We start from the raw sequence: 20,033 nt of genomic DNA on the forward strand, positions 1-20,033 counted from the left end.
TAAATATAAAATCTGCTATTACTGCTAATTTCAGTGCTAAAATCCAGGGGGTGTTCCTTTGAGATCCGAATCCAGAAACTCATCAATCATCGGTATCAACACATTAGTTTGCTGCATCATGCCAATATGGGTTGCACCTGGTATAATGGCTAGTCGAGATTTAGGCAGCCCATGAAGATCCCCCATTTTGCCACCACCTTTGGCACGAAACAATTCCAATGCATGTTCGTATTGTACTCCATCGGCATCCCCAATAGCCATAAATATCGGAGCCTTTATATTTTTAACTTCTTTCGACCAATCATAAGGCTTTAAATCCATACTCATAACCCTTTTCACAAACTCTGAAAAATGAGCAGGATCATTTCCTAGGCTATCGTATTGTTTTTCAATGGGTGAACCTTTGAACATATCTGCATTAATAGAAGCAAAACTAGCCTCTGCATCTGGCCACCAACCATTATGTGCGTACACGCCTGATAATATTACTAATCTACGTACTTGCTCTGGATGGCGTACGGCTACCTGAAAGGCGACTCCGCCGCCCATACTATACCCTAAGATGTCAGCACTATCTATTTTTAGGTGTTTAAGCAATCCAGACACATCATCTGCCATACCTTCAAAACTAAAATCGCGCGATATATCCCGTGTGCGACCGTGTCCTTGCATTTCAGCAACTATTACTTTCCGGTCTTTGGCAAACAGTGGTATGATGTGAGACCAATTTAAAGGTATCGTCATAAAGGAGCCGTGTATTAGTACAATGGGTTTACCTTGGCCGTAAACCTCATAGTACATTTTTAAGCCGTTTACATCTGCATAGCCAGTTTCGGCAGGCTTTATGCTCTGGGTGGTAGTCCTCTCTTTTGGTCCGGCCGAAACGTTTTGTTTATCTTTAGAATGCGGCTGGCACGATGCCATCAGTGCTACAGCAATTGCAATTGTGAATCTGATAATAATATGCTTTTTCATGGCTTACGGTTTTGTTATATTACAAATCTCGAAAATAAATACTATACCGCTGCTGTATGTATGCGACAATAGTAGGGGCAAAATGCGACATTACTCTAAAGCAAACTTATTACCAATAAAACCGAATTGCACTTGTCAAAAAACTGTATATTAAACCAACCAAATATTAAATATGAAAACGCTCAAAATCTTTGCATTGCTGCTGCTGGCATCTGTTGCTGCAAATGCTCAATCCTCAACAGATGTGTCTGGGGTAACTAAATCGGCATTACCCGATACATTTCAAAACGTATTGAATCTGGCACAGATGACATTTCTAATGCCAAAAGGTGCCATGCCAATACCCATAGTTAAGAATAAGCAGATGCATTACGAGTATGCTATTACCTTTAAAGATCAGCCTTTTGAGGTCAGGTATTCAATAGCTCCCGTAGGATACACAGTTGCAGAGGCCTATACTGGCGGAAAAGGCATTACGCCACACAAAGAGGCGAAGGTTGAAGACGAATTTGGTGCTAAAGTTACCTCAACTGTAGTTGCCATGAACGTTGCCGGTGGAAGACCTACCCAAGGTATGGGCTCTAATCCTTTCCCTCCAGAAGCTGTGAAAAAAGAGTTTGGTGCCGATTGGGGATCCACAACCATTATCCCTATAGGTAATAACTCCTTCGGTACTGAATATAAATTTTGTGTGATGGTAACACTCTTTAAAAAGGATGTAGCTACTGCCTATGTGATGTATTTAAGCGACACAAGGGAGAACGTTGTAAAGTTAATGGGTGAATTGGTAGCAAAAACAGGGGGCTTTTATGCGTTGAAGTTTAAATAATAGAAGATCAAGTAAACTATGGTAGAAAACTACAACCTACCGTCACTGACTACCATTTTGTATTTTATTAGACCATTTGCATATAGGTAATAGCCATCCTTAGCCCGTTTAGTCTCAAACTCTCCAAATGGCAATTTTACATACTTATTATTAACGGAATAACCGCCAACAATAAGATTAGCATGCCATTTCTTCGTATCATTATAACTCCAAACCTCCACTTTATCAGTATTAAACTGGCAAATCGTTTCCTTATACTTTATATTGTCGAATGTAAGTTTGATTAAACGAAACTGTTTTCCAGCTAAAGAAACAGGAGAGGGGTTTATACATCCTGCAAGCATTATGGTGCAGAATGCCAATTGAAAGAGCGTTCTTCTAAGCATAGTACCAATATACCAAATTATTAGTAAAAACTAAATTATTCGATATCGTAAACTCTGGAACAATTATCGATATTCGAAGATGAAAAGAAGTGCCTCAATCTATATGAAACAAAAGCTCCTTGCGAACGATCCTCTTACAAACGATGATATATCTATCCCATTATCATTTATGTAGTTTTGTCAGCTTTCTTTTTTAGTTATGCATCAAGTAAATTAGGGACTCACCAGAATGATTCTGGTATTTGGTTATATGGAATTCTTACTCAATCATTGCTTTACGTTTATTGTTATAAAACACTAAGAAAACGCAATTCTTATTTAGTTTGGCTCTGCTTCGCTTCAATTCACTTTGGTACGTATTTATTGATTTATAATTCAATGACGCTGAAGAACCAATTAGGGCCGGGTTATACCGTACTGCGTAATACACTTCCTTTAATACTAGTAATTCTTGTTTTGAGATGGATATCTCTTAAGTGGCAAAAGAAACAACTGATACCTGTCTTGCGATATGCTGATCTACACGATAATAGAAAGACAACTAACGTGGATCTGCTTCTATTTGCAATTTATCTATTTACTATGTTGGCACTATCAACTGTATTGAGATAATCATGAGTACTCCACCAGAAGTTTAATGTAGCTTTAAGACCTGTTCGACATGTATGACGTAAATATGGCGTAAACAAGTCGTAAATAAAATTCAACCCCAACATTACATCAACATAATTTTCATTCTCGTAAATGCCATAAGAAGCGACAATACACAAAAAGTATTCTACAAGCCAGCAATTCCTTTTTTAAGATAGGATTTAGCCCAATTTTACTCGTAGAATATTACCTTAGCATAATCTTGTGTAGATAGACTCAAAAAGGAAGCAGTATGTTAAAGAAGGACAAATTGGGGATTATAAGAAAGTTTTATCCCAATGCATTTACAACAATCGATACCGTTAATAGAGTAATTGATTATGTAGAGGATCAACTTAATTTAGAGCCTACAAAGATCATGTTAGCGGATAGTATTTGCAGTGATGATGTGAATAGCATACAATATCCTATTAGATCTCATGAATTTTTGGGGCCATTTAAAATGGGAGGATTAGACGGATTTCCATTTACGGGCTTAACTGGTATGGCTGCATTTGCAAGTCATGTGCCCGACGAAGGAGCTGTGTTTATTTATTACGGACCTCATATCGGAATCTCTAAAAAAGGAGTCTTGGGAGAGATTCATCGTTTTGGTCAGAAACAAAATACAGGATGCTGTGGGGCTGCAAGCAGTGCATTAGGGAAGTTGCTCAACAATGCAATTGAGCCAGGTAATATTACCGAAATGGACTATCAAATGAATACTATAGAGCAAATCCTATATAATCATAGAGAGAAGATAATAAATGCTGAGTCTCAACTTCATGAAGCTACTGAAATCATTTATCAGGCAATTGATAAAAGAATTCAGGAATTGGTAGCGCTAACTCATTTCAATTGCAGGTATATCATCATTATGGGAGCCGTTTTAATTAACAGCGACACCGATATTGGATCATTTTCTTCGGCTCGAAGGTTTGATATTCTAAATGTAAAAGAAAACACGAGAGAAGATTTACTATCTCTGTTTTCAGTGTAATTCATAAATCCCACTCTATTCGATTATCTTGGATTACTAAAAAGTAAACGCCTCATGATCATAAAAACAATAGCTTCAGTACTGTTTGTCCTTTTTCTTTGTATGTTTTCATTAGCTGAAGCACAAGAAGTATCACAAAAGAAGCCTATAGTAATTTGCTATGATGCTGAAGGTAAGCTTGCTTCTTTAGAAAAACTAAATGCTGACCTTGCAACATTTGTTGAAACTCATATTTTGTCTGTAACAAATTATGGGAAAGACACTACTGTTCTTAAAGTAGTGAAAAAGTCCAGAGAGATGTTCGTTCAAGACTCCTTGGCAAAAGCAAAGCGTATTGAAGTAATGAATGCAATGATAGGTAAGCCTGCCAAAGATTTTACTTTAGTCGATTTAAATAATAAGAAGATTGCGCTGTCAAATCTAAAAGGAAAGGTTGTTGTGGTTAATTTTTGGTTTACTGGATGCCCGCCCTGCATTGAAGAAATCCCTGAACTAAATAAGTTGGCAACTAGCTACAATAAATCTAAAGTCAAGTTTTTAGCAATAACTTTTGATAAAGAAGATACTGTCCGTAATTTTCAAAAGGACCATGAATTTAAATTCCAGATACTAACTGATGCTAAAAAAATAACCGAAGACTATAACATTATGCTTTATCCAACTACATTTGTAATTGATAAAACTGGTGTAATTAGATCGGCCATAAATAGCGATAAGAATATAGGAACGACTCTAAAACGAGCAATAAATACTTATCTTTAATACCCAGTAAAATTTCTAGTTTAACCAATTGCTATCTTTTTAGTGAATTAAATTGAGTATTTCATTGTTTTTTTGAGATAAAATAGCAACTTTGGGTTAGGCCTATTGGGCATTTGTATCATAGGGATGCAAATAGATTTAATGCTACTCAAATCATGACTAATACATTCTTTACATTAGTAGAGTTCAATGAAAACTATTCTGAAGAAATAAGTTCAGCCACAGATGTTTATGAGCGTAGGAAAGCAGACGGTATGAGAGACTTTTCCCTTTCAGCTTTCGAATTTGTATTTACATCTGATAGTAAAACCAAACTCCAAAAACTAGGACAATTTCTTTCTACGAATTACAATTATGAAATTGGTGAGATAAGCGAAGAAGATGATGATTGGGAACTGAATGGCGTAGCAACAGAATTCCCAGTAGACCATGAAAATCTGGTATATTGGGTACTCAATATGTATTGCAAGGGGCATAAGTTTGACTGTAAACTGGAAGGATACGGAGCATTCGATGATCCTGCGGAACAAACATTTCCTGATATGGATGCAGGCTTATACAGTCATTATTTTGATCTGGCAATGGAAAGCTACTATAAAGGAAATCTGGGAATGGGAGTTATCCATTTTTCGACCGCAATCAGAATAAAACCTCAAGACCCTAATTCATGGTATTCAAGAGCAATACTTAAAGATGAGCTTCATACCCCAAAAGCAGCCAGACTAGACTATGATAAGGCAATTGAGCTAGCTCCCGATTTTATTGATGCAATCATAAACAGGGCTGCAAATAAAGACGAAGCAGGAGAGCATGATAATGCCATTGCTGATTACAGCTTTGTGATTTCATTAGAACCAGATAACGGATTGGCGCATTACAACAGAGCTAACTCTAAACTCCGCAAAGGCGACAAGGTTGGTGCTTGTTTAGATTGGACTAAAGCAAAGCAACTAGGGTATAAGTATGCAGAAGAAAGGCTTAACATAAATTGCGCTTAGTTTCAAAAGCATATGATCACAAAATTTCTTAACTCTAAATGTTTTCTTTCAATCCTAACTTTATCAATATGTTTTTTTTGTGCATGCAAAAAGGATAAGGGTTTAAATGACAATACTTCAAAAGAGAATCCATTACGCGATATAGAAATAGCTTTTCTACGCCCCGAACATACAGATTTTGTTCAAGGAGATACCATTAATTTCGAAGTAGAATTACAAGGAAAACCGATAGGTGACTTATCAAATATTATTGTTACATGGAGAAGTAACATAGATGGGGTTTTGAAAGAAGTCAAGGGCGTTAGAGATTTAAAATTGGTTAATACATCGTTGTCAGCAGAAAACCATATCATAAGCATAGAAATAAAAAACGAACTGGATTCAGTAAAAAAAGCATTTTTGCCAATCCAAGTGGGTGTCAGACTTTTAAAGCTCGAAAAGACAGACAATTCTATTACTCTTCGTTGGAAGAAATACAGTAAAGAGAATTTCAAATCCTATAAACTTGTAAGATACAAGAATAATCAAGCAGATACACTCAGTATGTTGGTTAAAGCCACAGATACCGCTTTCTCAGATAAATCGATTGTACCGGGTGTAGATTACAAGTATATGGTAGTTGTAAGTAAAACAATTGGAAATCTTAAAAGCAATGAACAGTTTGTAGTCGGTGGAAGTTTTATAGAAATGAATTACCCGATATTGAAGCTTTTGAAAGATCCATTTAGAGATCGCGTATATGCAATTGTTGCAGGTGACGTTCATTATGGTAACAACTTAAATGGATATGGTATTATTGCGATAAATACCAAAGACTTAAAAGTTGAAAAAAGGTTGTTTGAGCATATCAGATACACAGATTTTACTATTAGCTTAGATGGCAGGTTTCTATATTTAGCTGATGAAAGTACAACAATTCAAAAGATTGATCTCGAAACACTAACATCTGCAGGCACAATTCAAACCAATTCTGAAGCATATCATATCAAAGCAGGAAGTAATAACCGCTTGTACTATCATATAACACCACCTACTAGCGGATCGACTGAGTTCCGTATCGTTGACCTGGCGCTTAATAAAGAGTTGGCATACAAAGATAACATGACCGATGCCCAACGTGGTTTTCATATGGGAAATTTTGATCTTGATCCAACCACAAATACAATATATCATGTTGAATCCTTGTCATCTGCTACTATAAGTAAAATCACTACAGGCTCAGATATTTTCATGTTAGAAAATTCACGGAGTAGTAATAGATTCTCCTTAAATCCTATTTTTAATATTATCAAGCAACGGTTATTTGTAAATGAAAAAGTATATGATAAATCTTTAAGCATTGTAGGTGAATTTTACAATGGAAATTCTGAAGCTATTATAACCGCCGTTTCTCCTTCCGGAAATTTTGCCTTAAGTTTTAGGGATTTGTATGATACCAATACGTTTAAAAAAATTGAATCTATAAAAGGGATTTTAGATAATGGTATTTTTCTTAGCGATAAACAGCTAATGTTTTGTAATACAGAAAAACTCCCTTCAAACGAGTACAGGACGAGAATTTTTCGATATACTTTAGGTAACTAGTATAGTACTTTAAAGGGTGCAAAAAGCAATAATCATTACTCATATTTCAACGCCTCAACAGGGTTTGCTTTTGCTGCTTTATACGCCTGAAAACTAACCGTTAGAAAAGCAATCGCTGCGGTTCCTGCTATTGATATTAGCACAATTGACCATGATATAGTAGTTCTGAACTCAAAATTAACGAGCCACCTGTTCATCAGGTAATAGGCGAGAGGTACACCAATACAAGCCGCTACAAATACCATTTTCAGGAAGGAAAGTGAAAGCAGCCTCATGATGTTCGCAACTGAGGCACCAAGTACACGGCGCACACCAAACTCCTTAGTGCGTTGTTCCGCACTGTAAGCCACCAGTCCATAAAGTCCCATACACGAAATCAATATGGCTATGCCACCAAACAAATTGGCCAGGATACCAAGAATCTTTTCCGACTGCAGTTTTGCTGTGTACAGATCATCCACAAATTTAATTTGAACCGGGTATTGCGGATTGATACTTTTGGCAACAGCAGAGATTAACTCGATATTCTTGCTCAAACTATTAGCCGGATTTAAGCGCAAATTGATATTGCCACCCCCATCTTTATTAAAATTAATTACCATAGGGCGTCCAGAACGATAGGGCGAATCCCACAGGAAATCTTTGAATACACCTACAACCTTCAACTGATTACCAAATAAAATTACATACTTTCCTATCGGATCTTTCAGTTTCATCATCTTCACCGCAGTGCTGCTCAGTAAAATTGCAGCTGTATCTGAAGCGAAGTCCTTAGAGAAATCTCGACCCTCAAGCATCTGCACTCCATTTGTTTTTACCAGATCATATTGGGTCTCTAGCCTGTTAAATACAATTTCTTCGCCTTTTTTGTCCATTCCAGGCCATTTAAAACCATAAAACCAATTGCTCACATTCGTCATGCTTCGCGACGATTGGTTTACCGAGGTAACTGCTCCAGTCTTTAGCACCTGCTCTTTAAACAGTTCAAACTTCTGGCGCAAATTTCCATCTTGCTGCATCTCTGCAAGTAAATTGATGTTGTAGCCAACAGGTCTGTTCTTTATAAACTGCAGTTGCTTATAAATCACTAGCGTGGCAATGATCAGCATAATGGCAAAGCAAAACTGACTCACTACTAATACTTGTCGCATGTTGATGGGAATGAGCCTTGCCCTTGCAGTTTTCTTTTTCAAAATCTGAATAGGATTGAAGGAAGAAAGGAACACGGCAGGGTAAATACCCGCCAATATGCCTGTCAGCAAAGCTACCGACACAATACCCACCCAGTAACCAACATTACTATAGTTGATGGTGATTTCTATATTCAGCAGGTTATTAAATAGGGGTAAACTAGCCTCCACAATAACAAGCGCAATTAACACAGCAACTATAGTAAGCACCATCGCCTCGGTAAGGAATTGTGTTATTAGGGAACCTCTGGTTGCTCCGATTGTTTTTTTGATGCCCACTTCCTTTGCTCTTCGCTCAGATTTTGCAGTGGCCATGTTCATGAAATTGATACATGCAATCAGTAAAATGCCAAAGGCAAGTGCAACAAATAGGTAAATACGTTCTATGTCGCCACCTACGCTTTTACCGTTCACAAATTCACTATGTAAATGCTGATCCACCATAGGGAATAAGAAATTTTCATTTCTTTGTTCCTTATAATTCTCATTAAACAATTTCTTCACCTTGGAATTAATCAGATCCAATTTGGCCACGTCGTTAACCTTTGCCATTGCCAGGAAATTAAAGTTAGACCAACCGGGATTTTTAACCCAACTTTCTATGCTTTCATAAAAGGACCAAGGCATCAGGTAATCAAAACGGAGTGAAGTATTGGTTGGCAGGTCTTTAATAACACCAGTCACCTTAAGATCATGTTGGTTCCTATATCTTACCATTTTGTTTAATACATCAGTAGAGCCAAACAATAGCTTGGCCGTTCCCTCGGTTAGCACTACCGCATCCGGTGTATTCATTGCAACCGCGGGGTTTCCAACTATAAAATCGTAATTGAATATTTTCAAAATCTCGGGATCAGCAAAGAGATTTACCTTTTTAAAACTGTTCTCTTTATTGGCAATGAGTGTTTCATCACCACCACCAATTCGGGTAATAGCATCTACTTCAGGAACCTTTTCTCTGATGGCCATGGCAATTCCATTGCCGGGATATTCTTTTGTACTTGTAATCTTTCCTGATGCATCCTGAAAGTTGGTCATCACCGCGTATATCTTGTCTGCATCCTTGTAATGACGGTCAAAATTAAGCTCGTAATTCACATACAACAATAGGAGTAAGCAGGCCGACAAACCAACTGCCAGTCCAATTATATTAATCACCGAAGAAGTTTTATTTCTCCAGAGGTTGCGCAAAGCGATTTTCAAATTGAGTCTGAACATGGCATCAAGTTATCTATCAATTAAATAAATACAATTGATCTGCAATTTACTAAGTTTGTGCCAAGAGTAGAAGTGTTGTTTAATTGATGGTAAAACAGTGATTTAGTTATATTTCAATAATGTAACCGTTCATTATCGAACAATAGGTGTACAGTGTCGGACATATCCTTTTTTAAAATTTTAAGGTTATTCATTAGTCTTTTTAAAGTTGTTAATGATAGACTTTTCAAGTACAAAATCAGAGTACACCATGTTCCATGAACGTTTTTTGGATGCTGGATCTTTGGGTAGTCTCATTTCAGAGTTTCCTAATTCCAGTATCACGTCGCCGGTATCCCAAGTTTCTAGATTCCAATAGGTAATGTATGATTGTAGTGGATGACTTTGCTCGTAAGTTTTAACCCTATTTTTTATACCCGATTTATCCGTAAAAACTTTTGATAAACTGTCTTTCTCAGATTGGCTAATTCCAGATAGCACTATATTTAATACTGTGTTTTTAAGCAAAGTTAATATAACTGTAGAGTCGGTGGTAGATCCCCAAATTGCTATTGGCAAGTTTTTATATTTTTCAGGTAGTTGATCAATATTATCCATTTCCCATCCATCAAGGTGGTTAGGGAAATAGACGTTCTCTATTTTTTTGAATTCTGAGGTGTCTACTTGATCCCCAATCTTAAATTTATGTATTTCCAGTTTAAACGGATATGGCTTGGAGGTCTGGGATGAACAGCTTAGAGTAAGTACTGACAACGAAAGGAGGGAGAAAAGAGCGAATTTCATACTGATAGTTTTTTATTGCAATATAATTCATCTGCTTACATTTTATAATGAATTTGAATACAAAATTTTCAATCAAGTGCTTTTAAAGCATTTGGATAGAGAAATAATACACCCCAGCACAACATTGAGCACATCGCTAGGTTACCGGCAAATACTAAATTCCAATCGCCTGTTGTAAATTTTGAAATCACGGAGAAAAGCGCAAATACACTGATGAGCAGGATTAATGGTTTCATTTAGAAATGGCCTGTTCCCTTTTTTGATTCCCCATAACTATAGAGATAGCGTTGTCCATTCTGATAGACTGCAATGGACAGACCTACTGTGCCAGGAGTAGCCATATAAGTAGCTGATGCATTTTGGACTGCGGAGTCCAGGTGGCTTTTTAAAGGATTGTCGGTTAAAAGTGTTTTGTTTTCTTGCGACCAAACTTTTGAAGGAATGCTCAATAGCAGTAGTAAAGCAGGACAGATCAGGAAGTACCTTTTTTTTATCATCATTAACCGGTTTGTATTTAGATGATTGATGGAGCCAAGTGTTACATCTATCGTAAGAGTAAAAATACGATCTGCAGTCAGGTTACAATTCTTCCGCAATTATTGTGTCAGTAGAAATTTCTGTTGCTATATAGATGGATGGAAACGATATAGAATTAAACAAACGATTCAGCGTTAGGATCGGCAAATTCCAAACTGAAGGTTGACCCTTTGCCGGGTACACTATTAAAGCTTATCCTGCCTTTCTGCATTTCAGTATACTCTTTACACAAGATCAGCCCCAGACCCACACCTTTTTCATTGTTTGTGCCATAAGTTGATACGGCATAGAGTTTAAAAAGGTCTTCATGTCTTGCCATTGGAATTCCTACACCATTATCTCTGATGTGCAGCCTGACATAGCCGGAATCGTTGGAGCTGTAAATGTGAATTTTCTCTCCGACTGGGGTAAATTTTATGGCATTATTGATCAGGTTCCTAATCACCAGCTTAAGCATATCCAGATCAGCAGTGAGTTCAATGTTCTGATCAATATCCATACTGATTTTGATAGCTTTTATATCTGCCGATGCCTGCTGCACAAGCAGACAGCTCGTTACTATTTCAGACAAATTTAGTTTCAACATATTTACACTGTTGCCTCCGTCCATTTGTGATTTGGTCCAGTTCAACAAGTTGTGTAGCATTACCTGTGTATTTTTTGTTTCATTGAGCAAGTTACTTTCCAGAAAGCGGCGTTCCTCTGGCGATAATTCATATTCATGAAGTGTCTCCAGGAAAATGGCGATAGAATTAAGTGGAGAACGTAAGTCATGCGACAGAATAGACAATAACCTGGTTTTAGCGTCATTGGCTTCCTTAAGTGCAAGGGAAGCCGTCAGTGCATTGTTTTTCTCACGCTGATAATTGATGATCAGGTAGGATAGTGCCGCACCTATACATGCCACTACACAAATATAGGTTGTTGCTGTGTCAATGAACAAATCACTTCGTTTTGCATAACTGACCTGAATCAATTCGCCGTTATAATACTCAAATAACAATAATCCACTAACAATTCCAACATTGATGAGTATCCAAAATAAGTACTGTCGGGGTGGCATTACCGAAAGTGTAAAAACCAACGAAAGGAGGTAAAGTATTAGTGTAGGGCCGTGTATACCTGAGTTGATGAAGTAATTAAATCCCATTAGTACACTCGTGCCTGTACTAAATAAAATGAAGCTAAGGCGCAACCTTCCAAAATACCTGGAATTGATATACATTGCTATGGTTAGAAACCAAGCAGCCAAAATTGCGACATTGACTAAAGGCACCTTTATGAAAATATTTACCAGTACGGCTAAAGGAAGACCAATCATGGCAATCAGACTTACTTCATGAAATATCCTGGATTGCAGTGGTGTGTCAGCATTGCTGCCGATCAATTGAGAGTGTAGCCGTCTTATACCGTTAATCATCAAAAGAGTTGCCAGTTTTAAAGTAACAAATCTAATGAAATCTTATCAGTGTAAATGAAGTATTATCTAGTTCTAGTGCGCTATCAAAATTGAAATAAATATAATATCAAGCAAAAGACTTTATTTGAACAGTAATTGAGAAAAGTTATACAGGTCTTTTTTCCAAACCTGGAAATCATGCTTGCCAGGTGCTTTGTAATAAACGTGGTTGATGCTGTTTTTAGCCAGGTATGCAGTCGTCCTTTCGCTGATGTGGATCAGGTTATCCTCGGTTCCGCAGGAGATCCATAGCAATCGGAGTTTTTTTTGTGTAGCATTAACATCCGGAACCAGTTCCTCAGGCTGTTTAGTATTGGGAGCTGAAGAAAAACCGCCTACCCAGGCGAACTTATCCAGGTTACCCAGTCTAAAGTTCAGGGCCTGACCGCCACCCATAGACAGGCCGGCGATGGCGCGCTGCTTCCTATCTTTGATCACCGAATAGCGCTGCTCTATAAAAGGGATCAGGTCATTTAAAAGATCCTTTTCGAATGTTGCAAATGCAGCTACTTTATCTGCAGCCATCACGTTTCCTGTCGGCCGGTCATCCGCCATTGCTCTGCCGTTAGGCAAAACAACGATCATTGGCGCAAGCTTTTTATCGGCATACAGGTTGTCCAGGATACGCTCCGGACTTCCATTTCTCAGCCATTCGTATTCATCCCCGCCAATCCCATGCAAAAGATAAAGCACAGGATATTTTTTTTGCTGCGAATATCCAGGGGGAAGGTAAACGATTGCTCTTCGTGTGGTTCCGACAGTTTTGGAGGCGTAACTGATGGTATCCACGCTACCATGCTGAATCCCGCTGCGAGGCACATCAAACCCTTCCGGTGGTAGCCCGGGTTGCTGTGCATAAATGGTTATTGCCAAACTCAGCTGTATTACCAAAAGTAAAATCAATTTTTTCATCTGTATATTTTCTATTATAACATTCATTTAAAACCTGATTACATTCCAGTAGGCAGTTTTGGGCTGTAAATCTTTATCAAATAACAGTGGATAGTTCTTACGTCCGCGAACCGGAAAATTATCCAGCCAGCTGTAACGATCGGAGAGGTTCCAGAAGGTTACACCTGTTACAGTTCCTTTATGTTGCCGGAAAACGTTGAAGAATTTTCCATACTGTTCTGCTTGCTGCTGCTGCAGGTCAGCGGTAAATGCGGAATTAGACGCTGCACCAGCCTGCTCCGGAATATTCCCGTCAGTGTAAATGGAAACATCAAGTTCAGTCACCTGCACTTTAATCCCAAGCGAAGCATACTGGCTAATGGCCTGTTTGAGCATTTCTTCCGAGGGATCTTTTACTGACCAATGTCCCTGAAGACCCACCGCGTGCACAGGGACGCCCGCATCCCTTAATTTTTTCAGTAATTTGTAAATGCGCTGCCTCTTCTCCGGGTACTCTGTATTGTAATCATTATAAAAAAGCATTGCTTTAGGATCAGCCTGATGGGCATATTCAAAAGCCTTTGCGATATAGTCCTCTCCACAGATCTTGTACCATAAGGAGTTGCGTAAAAACTCCTTCGGGTTATCCGAAACCGCCTCATTAACTACATCCCAGGCGTAGATTTTCCCTTTGTAGCGCCCTACTACTGCATAAATATGCGCTTTTAGCCGCCCCAGTAAAACCTCTTTTGTCACCTGATTTCCGATACTGTCAACAAACATCCATTTTGGTGCCTGAGTATGCCAGCATAAATTGTGACCCCTTATTTTAAGGCCATTTGCAGTAGCGAAATTAACAATGGCATCAGCGCCTTCCCAGTTGTAGCGATGTTCTTCCGGATGGATTGGCCCCATTTTCATTACATTCTCGGCTGTCAAACTATTGAAATGCTTCAATATAAATTTGCGCTGGGCGGAATCTTCCAACTGCCTCGGCGTCACCGCAACGCCAATCGGGAAAAAGTTTTTATAATAGTCTTTTAGCCCTTTTTTATCTTCCTTTGGTTGCTGCGCAGACAAGCTGCCGGAAATGAAAAATAACGCCAGGCCGCATACCAAGAATGAAAACCTATTTTTAAACAACATTTCCATTTATTTTTAATACAAAAGCGTTCTTTCCTGGTGCCTGCTGAGGCAGGTCAATTGTCAATCCTTCAGTATTTTGTTTAAACGCAATGGCGCCCTGATGTCCCAGCAAACTGATTTTCTCCACTTTTCCGGCAGTTGTATTCAGTGATCTGATGAGCACCTTTCGATCTTCAGGCCATCCCAGTAAACTAGCGTAGAGTATTGATCCTTTCTTTACAAATCGGATGTCTGAAGATCCGAATGGTTTGCCCTTTCCTTCGTTGAACCCCTGGGCGCTCAGTGCTGCCGCAGATTCCATGGCAGGGCCTTCGCCGAATATTTTCCAAGGCCGCGTGCCGTATATACTCTCACTGTTGATCTGCATCCAATCGGAGATGCCTTCAATTACAGCGAGTTCCTTTTCATCCATAGAGCCATCTCCCCGTAGTGGTACATTGAGCAGGAGGTTTCCGTTTTTGCTGACTACATCGATGAGGGTATGGATTACCGTCTTTGCTGATTTATAATGGTTGTTCTCATACACCCTGCGGTCGTAATGCCATTGCCCGATGCAGGTATCCGTTTGCCAGGGCAGAGGTTCTATCGAGTTACTCTGGCCCCGTTCAATATCCCATACCATACATTTGCGCTGCTGTTCATCCAATATCTTTCCATTGATGACCGCCTTGAGTTTTCCGTGCTTTTTAATGCTCTTATTATAGAGGTGAGCTGCAATACGCAGACCGGCATCATCTACTGGCCATAGGGGCAGGGCAGTATCATCAAAATAAACCAGTTCCGGCTCATATTTATCAATCAGGTCGATGGTTCTATTGTAAAAATTTTCGCAATACGCCTTGCTCGGCGGATATACGCCATTTCCCCAGTTCCACTGCCCGTGGATGGATCCGCCGTCGAGACTATTTTGGCTAAGCGGGTGGTTTTGTGCGTAAAGTTCCTGCGGATCATATCCCTGCCACCATTTCCCGGTTCCCTCAGCAGCGGTTAGCTTGCCGTCATAGGGAATTCCCTCCATAGGGCCTGACTTATCAGCGCGCTGCGCGGTCTCGTACCACCTCCAGGCGTGAGCGGCGTGAACACTGACCCCTAACGGCAGTCCCTGTTTCTTAGCTGCTTCAGCCCAGCCCGCCATCAGGTCTTTTTTCGGGCCCACATTAGTCGAGTTCCATCGCTGGTGTTTACTATCGTAGAGATCCAGATTGTCATGGTGGTTGGCAAGGGCTACAAAATACCGGGCACCTGCTTTTTTATAAAGTGCTACCAGCGCCTCCGGATCCCATTTTTCAGCCTTCCATTCATTGATGACATCTTTGAAGCCAAATTTGGAAGGGTGGCCATATTTCTCACAATGGTATTTGTACTGATCACTGCCTTCTTCGTACATCCCGCGGGCGTACCAATCACCACGCTCAGGCTGGCATTGTGGTCCCCAATGTGCCCATATTCCAAATTTCGCATCCCTATACCATTCCGGTACCTGGTACTGTGCCAGCGAATCCCAGCTTGGTTGGTAGGGGCCAGCTGCATTGTTTGCCAATGTATTTTGTAAAAATGCGCTACCATAAGAGCGGGTTGCATACAAACTTGCCAGCCCGGCGATGCCGCCTTTAATCAGTGTTCTCCGTTTCATATTATATTACACAATTGCAATCGATTGCCTTTTTTAGCGTGTTTAGTCGTTTTTAACAAAACTTGCCTGGAAGGTGTTTATATTCGGTTTTATCTTTGTGCTGGTTAAAGCAGCTCGAACTCAAAAATACGTCTGTTTAGTTGTTAAAATTAGACAAAAACAGACTATTTTTTTTCTAAAACAGATTATTAAAAATTTATTACCTTGGCTTATGATCAAGCGCATACTTACTCATAATTTTTCACTGTTGAATGTGAATGCAGTGAAACTTGATTCTCGGTGGAACTATAAAAACGTCGTGAGTCCTTACCACCGGATATACTACATAGCGGGTGGGGAGGGGGAGATCTCCCATTTCGAAAAGAAACTCAAACTCGAAAGCGGATATTTGTATATTATACCAAGCTTCACCTTATGTAACCTGGTCTGCAGCGGCTCGCTTGACCAATATTTTGTGCAGTTCTTTGAAGAATCTTCTGACGGAATATCGCTGTTTGCCGAAAACAGGTCTATTTTCAAGGTTCCAGCAATGGAAATCGACATACTCAACTTCAAGCGTCTTTTGCTGATCAATCCCGGACGTGGTATTAACCGGTCTGACGATCCAAAGATTTATGAAAAGGACGTCTATTATCAGGAATACCAGGAACTAAACCACCAGCAAAATACTACGCAGTTTTTGGAGACTCATGGTATCTTACTTCAATTGATGGCAAGATTTTCAGGGCCTGAAATCATTGCCCAAAGGGAACGCCAGCAAATCCCGGTAAAAATACTGGATACCATCAGTCATATTGTGGTCAGTCTACACCTCCCGCTGTCAGTGACGTCACTTGCTGCCCGGATACATCAGAATTCAGAATATTTCTCCAGACTATTTCAGCAATATACCGGATCCCGCCCTTTAGCCTACATAACAGAAAGACGAATTGAGCGCGCCCAGTACCTGATCATGACCAGCAATGCTAAATACGCAGACATTGCGCAGCAAACCGGTTTTGAAAATCTTTCTCACTTCTCCAGGACATTTAAAAAAATTACGGGTATGAGCCCTCGTGAATATAAGAATCACCATTAGTTTCCATGAGTTTCGTATTTTCCGGTAGCTTTTGTTAGGTCAATTTTGTATACGACAAGGCTAGCATGCTCCTCAACCTTAATTCCATGGGAACTATCTTGTGATGGCCGGTTAGTTAAAGGCATAATCCTGTGTATAATGCCCTGCATTGCCTGTTGACGTTCCTCACCGGTCAGTTCAACAAAATCTCCCCAAAGAATAGCACTTTTCCAGCGAAAAGTATCCTTGATCTGGTCTACCTGAAAGCATACCTTTGGGTTGGCACGCATCATCTCGATTTTCTTTCCATTCCCTGAATGGGCGTAAATCGCATTGTTTTTATACACGTAATTAACCGGTACTACGTATGTTTCACCATCGGAGTGGCAACCGATCCTGCCAATAACCTGACTTTCAAGTAAGTCAATAAGCTCCTTTTTATTTAGTTCTCCTAACATTTTTTATGATTAATAAATTTTAAACATTTGTATATAAGAATGTACTAATCAAAGATGAAGAGAAGATCCAGAATTACATATGATCTATATCACTTTAGTGAGATATTTAGTACGCTCAAAATTTTAAATGATCTTAAAAACATTTTATATAGCTTCTTGTAAATACTAATAATTTTAGTATTACCTTTGTTCGTTCATTTGTATTACTCATACAATGAGTTAGGAAAGGGGATGACATCATGAACGCAAAACAGGAATTGGTCAATAAATTACAGCAGGATATCCTGCTGTGGCAAGGCTTTAAACCTCAGGGTACAATGACTGAGGAAATGATTGGTTTAGGAGCAATTGAAAAAGCATTTCCAAACGGAGTTTTTCCCAGAAAAGCCATTCATGAATTCATTACAGTGCTACCGGAACATTCAGCGGCTAGCGATGGATTTATCGGCGGCTTGCTATCGGTATTGATGAAAGATGGAGCAGCCTGCGTATGGATCAGTACAGCCAGAAAGTTGTTTCCAGTTTCCTTATGTACGTTCAATGTTGAACCCGATCGGATTATTTTTATGGATGTTACCCTAGAAAAAGATGTGCTCTGGATCATGGAGGAAGCATTAAAATGTGAAGGTCTTGCTGCTGTAGTGGCTGAATTGAATGAATTGAGTTTAATTGAATCCCGTAGGTTACAGCTCGCCGTGGAAGAATCAGGAGTGACCGGTTTTATTTTACGTAAAGATGCCCGGAAAGCTATAAGTACAGTAGCAACGGCACGCTGGAAGATTAGCCCGGTGCCCAGCGTAACCGAAGATGGAATGCCTGGCCTGGGCTTTCCGCGCTGGAAGGTAGAGCTGACCAAAGTCCGTAACGGGAACCCAGGCAGCTGGATTCTGGAATGGGGAGGTGATCGCTTTGTAGAAGCGCTACCGACTTTGAAAACAGCTGCATGGTACGAGCATACCGAACGACAAATTGGTTAAACAGTTAGGAAATGCCAAAGCGTTATGTTTCCATATGGTTTCGCCAATTACTGGCCGACTGGCAGCTGATCCGCCGGCCAGAACTTTCTGACGTGCCATTTGTTTTTGCAGCTCCTGATCATGGACGTAATATAATTACAGGAGTCAGCCAAGTAGCGGTTTCGCAGGGAATTGAAACAGGGATGCGTGCGGCTGATGCCAAGGCCTTGTGTCCAGGACTGGAGGTCTTGGATGATAAAGCTGGTCGTTCGGCCAAACTGCTGAAGGGACTGGGAGAGTGGTGTATACGATATTCACCTATAGTAATGGTTGATGATTTTTCTGTAGACGGTTTATTTTTGGATGTAAGTGGCTGTACCCACCTTTGGGGCGGAGAACGGAAATACCTGAAAGAAATCGTATCCAGGTTAAAAAGCAAAGGATATACAGTTCGTGTTGCAATGGCTGATAGCCCAGGTGCGGCCTGGGCTATCGCTCGTTTTGGAAAAGTAACCCCACTGATTGCACCTGGCGCACACACAGAATCATTACTTTCTTTGCCTCCTGAAGCCTTACGTTTACCCGAAATTACCCTAACTAAGCTGCGCAAGCTAGGCTTTTACCAGATCAGGAGTTTTGTAGGGATGCCACGCTCAGTATTGCGCAGGCGATTTGGAGAAGATTTTTTAACCCGTTTGGGTCAGGCTTTAGGTACCGCAGATGAACTGATTACGCCCTTACAACTGCCTGTTCTTTTTCAGGAACGTTTACCCTGTCTGGAACCGATCAAAACCCGTACAGGTATTGAAATGGCGATCAGCCGACTATTGGAGCATTTATGCCTGCGGTTGCAGAACGAAGGGAAGGGTTTGAGAACTGGGCTGCTGACTTGTTACCGTATTGATGGCGAGGTAGTACAGGTTTCGATAGGCACCAGTGGAGCAACTTGTAGTGTCCCTCATTTGTTTAAACTTTTTCAATTGAAGATCGATCAAATCCGTCCGGCATTAGGAATTGAGTTGTTTGTATTGGAAGCACCTAAAGTAGATGAGATATTACCAGGACAGGAAGCGCTTTGGGCAGGCAAACCTGGACTGGACGACCAAAGTGTGATCCAGTTGCTAGACCGGGTAGCTGGTAAAATGGGAGCTGATGTGATTCACCGTTATGTACCTGCAGCGCGTTATTGGCCTGAAAGATCAGCGAATCGGGCAGTTTCAATTACCGATAAACCAACCACTGAGTGGCATATAGATAGACCACGTCCCACCGAACTACTCAATAAACCTGCCCCAATCGAAGTGATGGCATTAATACCGGATCATCCTCCTAAGTTTTTTATTTATAAAGGTATTCAGCATTCTGTGGTCAAAGCTGATGGCCCTGAACGCATAGAGCGGGAATGGTGGCTGGATGTAGGGGAGCACAGGGATTATTACCAGGTGGAAGACGAACTGGGACAGCGTTACTGGTTGTTCCGTTCAGGTCACTACGGGGGAGAGCAGCGATATCAATGGTTTTTACATGGATTTTTTGCTTAA

At 40.0% G+C, this 20,033-nt stretch carries 18 protein-coding genes; 8 read left to right on the top strand and 10 right to left on the bottom strand.

Annotation, left to right across the window (positions count from 1 at the left end):
• Positions 1-36: 36 nt before the first annotated feature.
• Positions 37-975, bottom strand: a complete 939-nt coding sequence (locus J1905_RS04975; protein WP_250318007.1) for an alpha/beta fold hydrolase — start codon at positions 973-975, stop codon at positions 37-39.
• Positions 976-1,147: 172 nt separating this feature from the next.
• Here J1905_RS04975 and J1905_RS04980 point away from each other — a divergent pair, with 172 nt between their 5' ends.
• Complete coding sequence (locus J1905_RS04980; RefSeq protein WP_214226131.1) at positions 1,148-1,804, top strand: hypothetical protein; 657 nt, start codon at positions 1,148-1,150, stop codon at positions 1,802-1,804.
• A gap of 29 nt (positions 1,805-1,833) precedes the next feature.
• Here the strand turns inward: J1905_RS04980 and J1905_RS04985 are convergent, their stop codons facing one another.
• The gene (locus J1905_RS04985) at positions 1,834-2,190 is read right to left on the bottom strand and encodes a hypothetical protein (RefSeq protein WP_214226132.1); all 357 of its coding nucleotides are present in this window, start codon (positions 2,188-2,190) and stop codon (positions 1,834-1,836) included.
• An 883-nt stretch (positions 2,191-3,073) separates the two neighbouring features.
• Between J1905_RS04985 and J1905_RS04990 the strand changes: the two genes are divergently transcribed.
• The 4 genes from J1905_RS04990 (at position 3,074) to J1905_RS05005 (ending at position 7,164) form a co-directional block, all read left to right on the top strand.
• Positions 3,074-3,820: an LCIB family protein gene (locus J1905_RS04990; RefSeq protein ID WP_214226133.1), complete on the top strand. Its 747-nt coding sequence runs from the start codon at positions 3,074-3,076 to the stop codon at positions 3,818-3,820.
• A 54-nt stretch (positions 3,821-3,874) separates the two neighbouring features.
• Positions 3,875-4,582 (top strand): peroxiredoxin family protein, encoded by a 708-nt coding sequence (locus J1905_RS04995; protein WP_214226134.1) that lies wholly within the window; start codon positions 3,875-3,877, stop codon positions 4,580-4,582.
• A 155-nt stretch (positions 4,583-4,737) separates the two neighbouring features.
• A complete protein-coding gene (locus J1905_RS05000) occupies positions 4,738-5,580 on the top strand; it encodes a ribonuclease E inhibitor RraB (protein ID WP_214226135.1) in 843 nt (280 codons plus the stop codon).
• A 12-nt stretch (positions 5,581-5,592) separates the two neighbouring features.
• Complete coding sequence (locus J1905_RS05005) at positions 5,593-7,164, top strand: YncE family protein (protein WP_214226136.1); 1,572 nt, start codon at positions 5,593-5,595, stop codon at positions 7,162-7,164.
• A 35-nt stretch (positions 7,165-7,199) separates the two neighbouring features.
• On the opposite strand, the gene J1905_RS05010 is transcribed toward J1905_RS05005, so the two are convergent.
• The 7 genes from J1905_RS05010 to J1905_RS05040 form a co-directional block, all read right to left on the bottom strand.
• Positions 7,200-9,572 carry an ABC transporter permease gene (locus J1905_RS05010; protein WP_214226137.1) on the bottom strand — a complete coding sequence of 791 codons (2,373 nt, stop codon included), beginning with the start codon at positions 9,570-9,572 and terminating at the stop codon, positions 7,200-7,202.
• Positions 9,573-9,758: 186 nt separating this feature from the next.
• Entirely contained in the window at positions 9,759-10,355 is a 597-nt protein-coding gene (locus tag J1905_RS05015) for a hypothetical protein (RefSeq protein WP_214226138.1), read from the bottom strand.
• 236 nt (positions 10,356-10,591) lie between these two features.
• Positions 10,592-10,855: a hypothetical protein gene (locus J1905_RS05020; protein WP_214226139.1), complete on the bottom strand. Its 264-nt coding sequence runs from the start codon at positions 10,853-10,855 to the stop codon at positions 10,592-10,594.
• 152 nt (positions 10,856-11,007) lie between these two features.
• Entirely contained in the window at positions 11,008-12,312 is a 1,305-nt protein-coding gene (locus J1905_RS05025) for a sensor histidine kinase (protein ID WP_214226140.1), read from the bottom strand.
• A 120-nt stretch (positions 12,313-12,432) separates the two neighbouring features.
• The gene (locus J1905_RS05030) at positions 12,433-13,290 is read right to left on the bottom strand and encodes an alpha/beta hydrolase (protein WP_250318008.1); all 858 of its coding nucleotides are present in this window, start codon (positions 13,288-13,290) and stop codon (positions 12,433-12,435) included.
• The gene (locus J1905_RS05035; protein WP_350027967.1) at positions 13,291-14,394 is read right to left on the bottom strand and encodes an endo-1,4-beta-xylanase; all 1,104 of its coding nucleotides are present in this window, start codon (positions 14,392-14,394) and stop codon (positions 13,291-13,293) included.
• On the bottom strand, positions 14,378-16,021 hold the full coding sequence (locus J1905_RS05040) for an alpha-L-fucosidase (protein WP_214226141.1): 1,644 nt from the start codon (positions 16,019-16,021) through the stop codon (positions 14,378-14,380). Before J1905_RS05040 ends, J1905_RS05035 begins: the two co-directional genes overlap by 17 nt.
• Before the next feature lie 562 nt (positions 16,022-16,583).
• Here J1905_RS05040 and J1905_RS23575 point away from each other — a divergent pair.
• Positions 16,584-17,099, top strand: coding sequence for a helix-turn-helix domain-containing protein (locus tag J1905_RS23575; RefSeq protein WP_250318009.1), 516 nt, complete (start codon positions 16,584-16,586; stop codon positions 17,097-17,099).
• Here J1905_RS23575 and J1905_RS05050 read toward each other — a convergent pair.
• Positions 17,096-17,536: a pyridoxamine 5'-phosphate oxidase family protein gene (locus tag J1905_RS05050; RefSeq protein ID WP_214226143.1), complete on the bottom strand. Its 441-nt coding sequence runs from the start codon at positions 17,534-17,536 to the stop codon at positions 17,096-17,098. The genes J1905_RS23575 and J1905_RS05050 overlap by 4 nt on opposite strands.
• A gap of 239 nt (positions 17,537-17,775) precedes the next feature.
• Here J1905_RS05050 and J1905_RS05055 point away from each other — a divergent pair, with 239 nt between their 5' ends.
• Complete coding sequence (locus tag J1905_RS05055; RefSeq protein ID WP_214226144.1) at positions 17,776-18,513, top strand: ImuA family protein; 738 nt, start codon at positions 17,776-17,778, stop codon at positions 18,511-18,513.
• 11 nt (positions 18,514-18,524) lie between these two features.
• A complete protein-coding gene (locus J1905_RS05060; RefSeq protein ID WP_214226145.1) occupies positions 18,525-20,033 on the top strand; it encodes a Y-family DNA polymerase in 1,509 nt (502 codons plus the stop codon).

The sequence above is a fragment of the Pedobacter sp. B4-66 genome (genome assembly GCF_018492665.1).
Taxonomy (GTDB): Bacteria; Bacteroidota; Bacteroidia; order Sphingobacteriales; family Sphingobacteriaceae; genus Pedobacter.